The organism is Streptomyces sp. NPDC006385 (genome assembly GCF_040612485.1).
GTDB lineage: Bacteria > Actinomycetota > Actinomycetes > Streptomycetales > Streptomycetaceae > Streptomyces.
Window position 1 is genome coordinate 26,732 of sequence record NZ_JBEXQG010000021.1, and the last position, 11,733, is coordinate 38,464.

7 protein-coding genes are annotated in these 11,733 nt (G+C 73.0%); 1 reads left to right on the top strand and 6 read right to left on the bottom strand.

The window, feature by feature from the left end:
* Positions 1-41 precede the first annotated feature (41 nt).
* A complete protein-coding gene (locus ABZ078_RS18520; RefSeq protein ID WP_356576489.1) occupies positions 42-1,151 on the top strand; it encodes a helix-turn-helix domain-containing protein in 1,110 nt (369 codons plus the stop codon).
* A 128-nt stretch (positions 1,152-1,279) separates the two neighbouring features.
* On the opposite strand, the gene sucD is transcribed toward ABZ078_RS18520, so the two are convergent.
* The 6 genes from sucD to ABZ078_RS18550 form a co-directional block, all read right to left on the bottom strand.
* Complete coding sequence (gene sucD, locus ABZ078_RS18525) at positions 1,280-2,164, bottom strand: succinate--CoA ligase subunit alpha (RefSeq protein WP_062151071.1); 885 nt, start codon at positions 2,162-2,164, stop codon at positions 1,280-1,282.
* 28 nt (positions 2,165-2,192) lie between these two features.
* Positions 2,193-3,371, bottom strand: a complete 1,179-nt coding sequence (sucC, locus tag ABZ078_RS18530; protein WP_356576491.1) for an ADP-forming succinate--CoA ligase subunit beta — start codon at positions 3,369-3,371, stop codon at positions 2,193-2,195.
* Between the two features lie 506 nt (positions 3,372-3,877).
* Positions 3,878-6,085: a hypothetical protein gene (locus tag ABZ078_RS18535; RefSeq protein WP_356576493.1), complete on the bottom strand. Its 2,208-nt coding sequence runs from the start codon at positions 6,083-6,085 to the stop codon at positions 3,878-3,880.
* Between the two features lie 274 nt (positions 6,086-6,359).
* Positions 6,360-7,385 (bottom strand): hypothetical protein, encoded by a 1,026-nt coding sequence (locus ABZ078_RS18540; protein WP_356576495.1) that lies wholly within the window; start codon positions 7,383-7,385, stop codon positions 6,360-6,362.
* 264 nt (positions 7,386-7,649) lie between these two features.
* Positions 7,650-8,813, bottom strand: coding sequence for a VWA domain-containing protein (locus ABZ078_RS18545; RefSeq protein ID WP_356576497.1), 1,164 nt, complete (start codon positions 8,811-8,813; stop codon positions 7,650-7,652).
* A 151-nt stretch (positions 8,814-8,964) separates the two neighbouring features.
* The gene (locus ABZ078_RS18550; protein WP_356576623.1) at positions 8,965-11,625 is read right to left on the bottom strand and encodes a DUF5682 family protein; all 2,661 of its coding nucleotides are present in this window, start codon (positions 11,623-11,625) and stop codon (positions 8,965-8,967) included.
* Positions 11,626-11,733: the final 108 nt, after the last annotated feature.

Genomic DNA, 11,733 nt, shown 5'->3' on the forward strand with positions numbered 1-11,733 from the left:
TATATGTTTATGTACTTTTTCGTACGGAAGGGTGGCGCCCGGTGACGCAGAGCCCTGCAATCCCGCTCCCCCCGCCCGAGGAACGCCGATGCCTGCGGGAGGCCGCCTCATTGACGCAGGCTCAGCTCGCGGCACGGGTGGGCGTGAGCCGCGAGACGGTACGCGCGTGGGAGGCCGGCCGTACGTCACCGCGCGGCCGGAGGAGGCAGGCGTACGCCCAACTGCTCACCTCACTGGCGGAGAAGACGGCCGCTCAGGAGCCCGCGCCGGAGGTAGCGGCGGAGGGGAAGGGGGCGGTGGAGGTAGAGGTAGAGGTAGAGGTGGAGGGCGAGGTGACAGCATGTCAGCAGGACCTTCTCACCCCCGCCCAGGCCTTCGACGCGCTGTACGCCTTCTGCGCCCCCACCCTCGTACGGCAGACCTACCTGCTCACCGGGCGCCGCGAACTCGCACGCGAATCGGTCGAGCATGCCTTCCAACTGGCCTGGCAGCGTTGGCCGGAGGTGGCCCGCGACCGGGACCCGGCGGGCTGGGTGCGGGCGACCGCGTACGACTGCGCCCTGTCCCCCTGGCACCGGTTCCGCCCCCGCTACCGGCACCCCGAGCCGCCGCCCGCCGACGCGTCCGACCGGGCCCTGCTGGACGTACTCCTCACCCTCCCGCCGCCACAGCGCCGCACCCTTCTGCTCTACGACGGGGTGGGCCTCGACCTGCCCGAGACGGCGGCCGAGACGGAGGCGAGCACGCCCGCGACCGCGAAGCGCCTCCTGCACGCCCGCGCCACGGTCGCCGAACGTCTCCCTGCCCTGTCCGACCCCGGCGAACTCCACCGCCGACTGGCCGAACTGGGCGCCACGGAGCGCTTGCGCGCGGCCAAGCCGGTGACGGTACGCGACGGCAGCGAACGCCGGGCACGCTTCTGGACCCGGGCGGCGATCGCGTTCACGGTGGCGCTCATCGGCACGACGACGTTGACGCTGCGGACGGCCCCGACCCACTACGAGCCACCGGTGCCCCCGGGAGAGGCGGTGCTCGGCGTGCCTCCGAGGGTGGCGCCGGGGCCGTTGTCGGAGACGCAGCAGAAGCTGCGGGACAAGCTTCACGCGCAGATGCAGCACGGCCCGGAGAAGCTCGCACCACAGGCCGGCTGAGCCACCGTGCCGGGGCTGCGGGCGCGCGAAACACCGGTGGGCCCGCCCCCACGCAGGGAACGGGCCCACCGGTGTTCGGTCAGGTGCCTGGAAGTCTGGCGCCCTGGGAAGGTCCGGAGCCTCGAAGGTCAGCCGCCGAGGATCTCGCGCGCCAGCTTGGCCGTCTCGGTGGGCGTCTTGCCCACCTTGACGCCCGCGGCCTCCAGGGCCTCCTTCTTCGCCTGGGCGGTGCCGGACGAACCGGAGACGATGGCGCCGGCGTGGCCCATGGTCTTGCCCTCGGGCGCGGTGAAGCCCGCGACGTAGCCGACGACCGGCTTGGTCACGTTCTTCGCGATGAAGTCCGCGGCCCGCTCCTCGGCGTCGCCACCGATCTCGCCGATCATGACGATCAGGTCGGTCTCGGGGTCGGCCTCGAACGCGGCGAGCGCGTCGATGTGCGTGGTGCCGATGATCGGGTCGCCACCGATGCCGACGGCGGTCGAGAAGCCGATGTCACGCAGCTCGTACATCATCTGGTACGTCAGCGTGCCGGACTTCGAGACCAGGCCGATACGGCCCGGCTTGGTGATGTCGCCCGGGATGATGCCGACGTTCGACTGGCCGGGCGTGATGATGCCGGGGCAGTTCGGGCCGATGATCCGGGTCTTGTTGCCCTTCTTGCCGGCGTACGCCCAGAACGACGCCGAGTCGTGCACGGCGATGCCCTCGGTGATCACGACGGCCAGCGGGATCTCGGCGTCGATGGCCTCGACGACCGCGTCCTTGGTGAACTTCTCCGGCACGAAGATGACGGAGACGTTGGCGCCGGTCTTCTCGATGGCCTCCTTGACGGTGCCGAAGACGGGTACCTCGGTGCCGTCGAAGTCCACGGTCTGACCCGCCTTGCGCGGGTTCACGCCGCCCACGACGTTCGTGCCGTCACCGAGCATGAGCTTGGTGTGCTTCATGCCGGTGGCACCGGTCATGCCCTGGACGATGACCTTGCTGTCCTTGTTGAGCCAGATAGCCATGGTGTGTTGGTGTCCTCGTCCTGAGTGCTTACTTGGCGGCGTGGGCCAGCTCGGCGGCCTTGTCGGCCGCGCCGTCCATGGTGTCGACGCGCTGGACCAGCGGGTGGCTCGCGTCGGTGAGGATCTGCCGGCCGAGCTCGGCGTTGTTGCCGTCGAGACGGACGACGAGCGGCTTGGTGACCTCCTCGCCGCGGTCCTCAAGCAGCTTCAGGGCCTGGACGATGCCGTTGGCGACCTCGTCACAGGCGGTGATGCCACCGAAGACGTTGACGAACACGGACTTGACGTCCGGGTCGCCGAGGATGATCTCCAGACCGTTGGCCATGACCTGGGCGGAGGCGCCACCGCCGATGTCCAGGAAGTTGGCCGGCTTGACGTTGCCGTGCTTCTCACCGGCGTACGCGACGACGTCCAGGGTCGACATGACCAGGCCGGCGCCGTTGCCGATGATGCCGACCTCGCCGTCGAGCTTGACGTAGTTGAGGTTCTTCTCCTTGGCGGCGGCCTCGAGCGGGTTGGCCGCGGCCTTGTCGTGCAGCTCGTCCCAGTCGTGACGGAACTCGGCGTTGTCGTCGAGCGACACCTTGCCGTCCAGGGCGATGACGTCACCGGAGGCGACCTTCGCGAGCGGGTTGACCTCGACGAGGAGGGCGTCCGACTTGATGAAGGTGTCCCACAGGGTGATGAGGACGTTCACGACCTTGTCCGCGACCTCGGCCGGGAACTTGGCGGCCTCGACGATCTCGCGGGCCTTGGCCTCGTCCACGCCGTCGATGGCGTCGATCGCGATCTTGGCGACGGCCTCCGGACGGGTGGCCGCCACCTCCTCGATCTCCATGCCGCCCTCGACGGAGGCGATGGAGAGGAAGGTGCGGTTGGCACGGTCGAGGAGGAAGGAGACGTAGTACTCCTCCAGGATCTCCGGGGCCGTCTCGGCGATCATGACCTTGTGGACCGTGTGGCCCTTGATGTCCATGCCGAGGATGTCCGTCGCGCGGGCGACGGCCTCGTCCGGGGTGGCGGCGAGCTTGACGCCACCGGCCTTGCCACGGCCGCCGACCTTCACCTGTGCCTTGACGACGGACTTGCCACCGAGGCGCTCAGTGGCTGCGCGGGCCGCCTCAGGCGTGTCGATGACTTCACCGGCCAGCACCGGTACATCGTGCTTGGCGAAGAGGTCCCTCGCCTGGTACTCGAACAGGTCCACGCGCTTCCGTCCCTATCAGTGATCTCGCGGTTCGTTGGATGCGTGGGCGTGCCGCGAAGGGCAACGTGACGGTCCGCATGTGTCACAAGGGAGGCGCACACGGTGTCCGAGCGCGCGGCATGTCCGTCTCGCAGGTTATCGCCGCTGGGCGGGCCTCTCTAAATCGCATCTCACACGTGAGCGGTGATACCTGTCACATGATGCCGCGATCAGCAGAGATCACTGGCACGGCGTGCCGAATGTGAGGGCATGAAGAAGGACCTCACCGGGTTGGGGTTGACCCGGTGAGGTCCCTTGAACAGCCCGAAGGGGGCGCATGGGCCACCCCTGAGGGCTCTGGGCGGGTGATCCCCACCCCAATGGGGATCACCCGGCCGTTCCGCGGGGTTCCGGCCGGACGGGCCGACGGCGTTCGGCCGTCCGGGGCCGGCTGCCCCGCGGAGTCGGTCGGCCGCCGGGTCACCTGGGTGACCCGGCGATACGAGGGTCAGATGCCGTACGTGCGGTCAGATGCCGTACGTGCCGCCGTAGTGCAGTTCCTGGGCGGCACGGGCGGTCTGGGCGACCTGGGCGTCCTGTACGTAGCCCGGGGCGACCGAGTGGGCCACGCCCTGCGTGCCCGCGGCAGCGTTCCCGGCCAGCGGGCCGGCCGAGCCCTGGACCGTCCCGGTCAGGTCCCCGGCGAAAGGCGCGACCTCGCCCGCGACACCGTGGGCGAAGGGGTCGACCTCACCGACGACACCGCCCGCGAAGGGCCGCACGTCGCCCGTGACGCCGTACGCCAGCGTCGTGGCGCTGCCGCCGACGCCCCGCACGACCGGCTGGACGGTGTCCACCACCATGTCGACGACGGGCTGCACGGCGCCGGTGACGCCGTACGCGAACGACTGCGCGTGAGCGGCGACGCCCTCGGCGAAGGGGACGGCCTGCCCCGCCACCCCGTGCGCGAACGGGTCGACCTGCCCGACGAGGCCGCCCGCGAACGGCTGCACGTCACCGGTCACGCCGTACGCCGCCGCACCCGCGTCCGCGACGGCCTGCTCGGCGACCGGCACCACGCCGTGCACGGCGGTGCCGGCGACGGGCGGCAGGACCGCACCGCCGCCGTCTCCGACGACCTGGCCGGCCAGTCCGGCGGCGTACGGGGGTACGTCCGCGGCCACGCCCCCCACGACCTGGTGCGCGTCGGCGACGGCGCCGGAGGCGACGGGCTGCACGTCGGAGACGGCGCCCTGGGCGAGGTGGTGCACGTCGCCGACCGCGCCGTGGGCCACCGGCCGCACGCCCTGGACGGCACCACCGGCAACCGAGTGGACGCCGTGCACGGCATCGGCGGCGACCGGCTGGACGCCCGCGACGGCCTGGCCGGCCACGGCCTGTACGTCGGCGGCGAAGCCGTGCGCCAGCGCCGTGGCGGCGTCGACCGTGTGCCCGGCGGTCGCGGCGACGCCGGCGACGGCACTCTGAGCGACCGGAACTACGCCGTCCACCGTCTGGCCGACGACCGGCCGCACTCCGGCCACGGTGTGGGTGGCCACCGGCTGGATGCCGTCCACCGCGTGCCCGGCGACCGGCGTCACCCCGGCCACGGTGTGGGTGGCGGCGGGGGCGACGCCGGCTACGGCGTGCTGGGCGGCCGGGGCGACACCCTCGACGGCGTGTCCGGCGACGGGCAGGACGCCGTTCACGGCCTGGCCGGCGATCGGCGGGACGACCGCGTCGGCGGTCTGCTCGACGACCGGCGTGACCGTGCCGGGAACGGTGCTGACCGTCCCGACGACCCGCTGCTGGACGCCGCCGACCGTGCCGGTGAGGTGGCTGGGGACGGCGGAGACGGATGCCTCGGCGGCCCCCGTGACGGCGGTGGCCCGGCCGGTGGCGGTGGACTGCGCGGTCGCCGCCGTGGCGGTGGCGCGGCCCTTGGCGGTGGCCACGGCCGCCTGGGCGACGTCCTGTGCGGCCGCTCCGGTGCGGCCCGCGCCGGCGACGGCGTACTGCGCCTTCGTCCGTACCGCGGCCTCGACGCCCTGCGCCTGCGAACGCGCCACCGCCTGGGTGCCCTGCAGCTTCGTCTGGGCGGCGGCGAGCGCCTCCTCCAGCTCGGGGGCGAAGGCGGCGAGGGGGCCGAAGAGGTAGTCGATGGTGCTGGGGACTTCCCGGGTGCCCTGGGGTGCGTTCCTGAGGTCGGTGACGGCATCGGCGGCGACCGCGGAGAGGTCGGCCTCGGCCCGCAGGGCGGCCTGCGCCGCCTTGTCCGCGCGGGCGGCCTTGGCGCCCTGGATGAGATGGGCCGCGGCCTTCGTCTTGCTGGCCTGGGTGGCCTGGGTGGCCTGAGTGGCCTGAGTGGCCTGGGTGGCGGACGGGACCGTGACCTTGGCGTCCACGTAACGGCGGGCCTGGTCGGCCGTGCTCGCGGGCGCCGTCCTGGCCGTGTCGACGACCGTGCCGGCGGCGCCGTGGCTGATGCCGGAGACGGTGTCCGTCACGCCGGAGACGACGCCGTTGACGGTGCCGGTGACCGCGCCGAGCAGGCCGGGGGCGTCGGCGGTGTCGGCCGTTGTGGCGGTCGCGTCGATGGTCGCGTCGGTGGTCGCGTCCGGTACGGAGAGGGTGGAGGCGGGCAGCTCGTCCGCGCTGGCGGCGGTCGAACCGAGCGCCCAGGCACCGGTGACACCGGCGGCTATGACGATCGAACGGCGGATGTTCTTGTTCATGCGTACGTCGGATCCCTAGATCTTGGGGCTCCGAAGGTCCCGGGGGAACGCGGATGCGCAAAGCTCCGGGGCTTCGGACGGTTGGGGACATTCCGGCGCCGATTCCGGTCGCGGTCCGGGGAGTCGAGGACCAGCGGGACCGGGTACGGCTCCGGCGGCTTCCGTCCGGGAGATGTCCGGGGGGACATCCGGAACTGGGGGGTCCGGACGGGCGGGCAGACCTGTTTCCGCCCCCGCGCGGCAGGTCTACGGCGGGGAGGGCCGGCCTACTGGCCTAGGCGGGGGAAACCGGAACGTCCCCGTCCCTGTCCTGGATCTCGTGCACGTCGACGCGGGCAGCGGCGCCGGGAACCAGCCGCAACGGAGCCCGCGGGCTCACCGAGACGGCGTGCGCGTCCCCGTGCCGGGGCGTGCCGCTGTCGCCCGCCGAACGGTTGCCCACCGCGCCCGGATGATCGGCCGGCACCCAGTGGACCGGGGTGTCGGCGGAGGGCGCGGTGCGGTGCGCGTCGGTGGTTGCCGAGGCGCCGGGCGCGGCGGCATCGGCGACGTACCGCGGACCGTGGGTGACGGTCATGGAGGTACGGGAACGGCCCTCGTCGTCACGGCCGCCGCCTTCGGCGGGCACCGACGATTCCGGCTGCGGCGTCATGGTGACGGGCGCGGGCAGGGGGTGGCCGGGGACACCGGGGTTGGCCGGCAGACCGGGGAGGCTTGGAGTGCCGGGGAGGCCCGGGGTCCCGGGGAGGCCGGGGGTCCCGGGGAGGCCCGGGGTGCCAGGGAGACTTGGGGTGCCGGGGAGGCTCGGGATATCGGGAAGACCAGGGTGGTCGGGAAGACCCGAGGGGCGAGGAAGGCCGGGGATGCCGGGGAGACCGGGGGTGCTCGGCGCGTCGGTCAGCCCGTTGCTCACCGACTCGACCAACCCGCCGAACGGCTCGACGACGCGGTCACCCACACCCTGGACGACACGCTCGGTGACGGAGCGGAGCCCCTGGTCGGCGGACTCGGGCGTTCCGGCGGCCGGGGGCCGCGGAGTTGCAGGGACGGCCGGAGCAGCCGACGCGTCGTCGTGCACGCCGGGCTCGGCCGACGCGTGAAGACCGGGCTCGGCCGCTGTGTGCGCGCCCGTTCCGACCTGGGCGTTCGCCACCCTCTCGACCGCGTACGCCCGCTCCCCGCACAGGAACCCGAGGGCGAACAAGCCACCCACCAGCAGCGCCACTTGCAGCGCACGACGCCCGGCCGCCATGCGCAGGACGCGCAGAGCGGCGACGGGCACAGCGGCTGGCCAGGTCAAGGCGAGGTGGGTCCTCCCGTGCGGCGGAACGAAGTACACGTGACGAGCAACGAGTCGGCGCGACGCGGTACGGACGAGCGGCGCGCGGGCGCACCGCTGAAGAGGCAATGATCCTTGCACGCCCCTCCCGCGGTCGCGCAAGCCCCCCGCTACCGATGGGCACTCATGTCCGTTTTGCTGGCCCAAGTCGGTCGTCACCAGGTCGACAAATCACCAGAACATCCTCGCCCTTCGCGTCCCCCTTCCCTTCACCCTTGCCCTTCCTCAGCCCGCGTCGGGCACCGGAATCGGCCGCTTCTCGATGGCCGCCGCCATCACCTCGGGGAACAGGTCGGGCGTGCAGGCGAAGGCCGGGGCGCCCAGCGCCGCGAGCGCGGCCGCGTGCTCCCGGTCGTACGCGGGCGCCCCCTCGTCCGACAGCGCCAGCAACGCCACGAACTGCACCCCTGACGCCTTCATCGCGGCGACCCGCTTGAGCATCTCGTTCCGTATGCCTCCCTCGTACAGGTCGCTGATCAGCACGACCACCGTCTCAGCGGGCCGGGTGATCCGCGACTGGCAGTACGCGAGCGCCCGGTTGATGTCCGTGCCGCCGCCGAGCTGCGTGCCGAAGAGGACGTCGACGGGGTCGTCGAGCTGGTCGGTGAGGTCGACGACGGATGTGTCGAAGACGACGAGCCGCGTGCTGATGGACCGCATGGACGCCAGCACGGCTCCGAACACGGACGCGTACACCACCGACGCCGCCATCGACCCCGACTGGTCGATGCAGAGAACGACCTCCTTCTTCACGGACTGCGACGCCCGCCCGTACCCGATGAGCCGCTCCGGCACGATCGTCCGGTACTCGGGGAGGTAGTGCTTGAGGTTGGCCGCGATCGTGCGGTTCCAGTCGATGTCGTGGTGGCGTGGCCTGGTGACGCGGGCGCTGCGGTCGAGGGCACCGGTGAGGGTGGCCCGCGTGCGGGTGGCGAGCCGCTTCTCCAGGTCCTCGACGACCTTGCGCACGACGGCCCGTGCCGTCTCCTTCGTGGTCTCCGGCATCGCCCTGTTGAGCGACAGCAACGTGCCGACGAGGTGCACGTCCGCCTCGACCGCCTCCAGCATCTCCGGCTCCAGCAGCAGCGTGGACAGCCCGAGCCGGTCGATGGCGTCCCGCTGCATGACCTGTACGACGGAGGACGGGAAGTACGTCCGGATGTCCCCGAGCCACCGCGCCACGGACGGCGCCGACGCCCCGAGCCCTGCCGAACGGTTCTTCCCCGACTGTCCCTTGTCCCCCTTGCCGTAGAGAGCGGACAGCGCCCCGTCCATCGCCGCGTCCCGCCCGGAGAGCGCGCACCCGGTGCCGTCGGCGTTGTCCCCGCCCAGCACCATCCGCCACCGCCGCAGCCGTTCCTGAGCGGGGTCCATGGCCTCGGTCGTCATCGGCACGCTCCCTCACGAGGCCGCTCCCACAACGGCATCACCGGCACGGTCGTTGTCGTTGCCCTGCTCTGCGTCGGCAACCCGTGCGGTTGACCGACAACGCCCACCGCTCCGGCCCGCCGCGCCCTCGGCTCGCTCACTCCGTCAGTCGTCATCCCGTCGCCCCCACAAGGTTGTTCTGGCCCAGGCCGCCTTCGGCGTCCTCTTCCGCTCCCACCCCGTCCAGCCCGAGCAGCAACCGCACCACCGGCAACACGGCATCCGCCCGCTCCGCGTCGAGCTCGGCGGCGAAGCCGGGTATGCCGGAGCCGCCGACCCCCGTACTCCGCTGCCCCGGACCGCGTCGGACCAGCTCGCCCAGGGTCCGCCGCACCCCCGGCTCATACGCCGAGAAGGTGCGCCTCAACAGCGGCAAGACGTCCGTGAACGCCTCCGCCGGTACCCCCGTCAGCCACGCGTCGACCAATCCGAGCAGTCGCTCGTCATGCACGAGCAGCATCCCGCCACCGGAACCGCCTCCCACGAACCCCTCGATCCACACCGCCGCCTCCGCCGGCGGCGTCCCCGGTGACAACGCGAGCCCCATGAGCCGCGCCGCCTCGTCCTGCGCCAACTCGCCGTCGTCCAACAACAACCGCACCGCACGCCCCCGGATGACACCCGGCACGGTCTCCCGCAAGGACAGCACCCGAAGCACCGCATGCCAGCGCTCGCGCAGGCCACCGTGGCCGAGGGCGGGCGAACTACCGGAAGTGCCGCGTCCTGCCGCGCCCTCCTCGCCCCGAGCACCGCGCCCGGCGACGGCGGCTTCCCCCTGGCCGCCAGGCCCGGCAACGGCGGCCTCGCCCTGGACACCCGGCCCGGAAGCAGCGGCCTCCGCCCCACTCCCCGTGGCCGACGCCTCGTCCCACGCACGCTCCCCCGCAGCGACCGCGTCGCCCAGCAAGCCCACCGCTGCGTGCACCGCGTCCACATGGCGCCGCATCTCCTCGGCCGCGTCCGCGTCCAGCGCGGCACAGGCCGGGGGCAGACCGACGAAGACGCGCTCGGCGAGGCCCGCGGCGACCTCCGCGAGCGCCCCGGTGTCCGTGCCGCGCACATCGCCGTAGCGGAGGGAGCGGACCAGCGCCGGCAGCGCCTGGGCCAAGTGGCCGACGTCGGCGTCGAGGGCGGCGCGGTCGGCGAGGATCCGCATGACCCCGGGCAGCGCGTCCGGCAGGTCGGCCAGCAGGCAGTGCTCGGCGAGGGCGGTGACGTCGGGGAGGCCCTGTGCGGCGACGGCGTCCGCCTCCGCCTTGGCGGTCGCCGCGGCGAACACGGTGGTCCCCCACACCCCGGCTTCGGCGACCCGCACGGACAGCTCGGGTTCCCACCGCAGCCGCCACGTCTCCCGGAACGTCCCCGTGCTCCCCCGCGACGCGACCGGCTCACCCCACTCCACGCCGAGCAGCCGCAGCCGGTGCAGCAGCCTGCTGCGCTCGGCGTCGTTCTCCTTGCGCAGGTCGAGCTCCAACTCCCGCTCCAGCGCCTCCGGTTTGAGCCGCAGCCGGCGCTGGATCCGGTCGAGGTCCCGCTGCAACGGCACCGCCGGCGCCGACCGCGGCACCTCCCCCAACACGTCCCCCACCACCAGCCGGTCCCGCACCAGCGCCAACGGCACGTCCGAGCCCTCGCACATCACCGCCCGCACCGCGTCCGTCGTCTCGCTCAGCCCCGGCAACGGCCGCCCGCGCATCGCCGCGAGCGTCTCCGCCAGCCGCACCGCCTCGATCACGTGCGCCGAGGACACGAGCCGGTCCTCGTCCCGCAGCAGCCCGGCCACCTTGGTCATCCACCGCTCGACCGGTCGGTCCGGCACGCCGAAGAGGTGGCCGTACCACCCCGGCGAGTCGATGCCCGCCCCGTATCCACTGGCCCGGGCCAACCGGCGATACGTCCACGGCACCCAGGTCATGTCCGCCTTGACCTTGGGCAGCCCCTTCAGCAGCGCCCTGTCGGCGGCCACGGTGCTCCGCTGCCGCAGCGCGGGCACGTGCCACGCCCCGCACACCACGGCCACCTCGTCCCCGAACTCACGCTGGGCCGAGCGCACTTGGAGCCGCATGTACGCCTCCCGCACGAGATCCCGCTCGTGCCCCCCGCACCCGTACGCCTCCCGCAACGCGCCCATGGCCTCTTCCAGTCCGGCGAACGGCGCGAACGCGTCCGCGTCGCCCACCCCGCGGTGCTCGACGACGTCCTCCCACCACCGCTCGGGGTCGTCGTACCCGGCGGTCTCGGCGAGCACGGCGAGGGGGTCGAGCCGGACGTCGGCACGGGGGCCGCCCTCCTCGTCGGGTGTGCCGTCACCGGCCGAGCGGGGTGCGGGCTCCGGCTGAGCGTCGGCGTCCGGATCACGTCCCTCACCCGACTCCGTATCCAGCGCGGCCGCGTCCTGTTTCCGCCACGCCAGCGTGTGCGTGGCGGGCAGGTCGATGAAACGGGCCGGGACCTGGTGTTCCAGGGCCCAGCGGAGCGCGACCCACTCCGGGGAGAACTCGGCCAGCGGCCAGAAGGCCGAGCGGCCCGGCTCGTCCACGGCGTGGGCGAGAAGGGCGACCGGCGGTCGCATGGCCTCGTCGGCGACGAGCGGGATCAGGGCGTCCGCCTCCGGCGGTCCCTCGATCAGCACGACCCGCGGCCGGGCCGCGTCCAGCGCCGCCCGCACGGCCCGCGCCGACCCGGGCCCGTGGTGCCGCACGCCGAGCAGCAGCGGTCCCGACGGCTTCGACGCGGGGGCGGGCGTGGCCGAGGTGTCCGACTCGGCCCGCACCTCACCCACCTGGTAGGCACTCGCCTCCACGCCTCCGTTGCCGGCCCCGCCGACGCCCCCGCGCACAGCCCTGTCAACGCCTGTCACACCGAACCCCCTCTCCTTCTC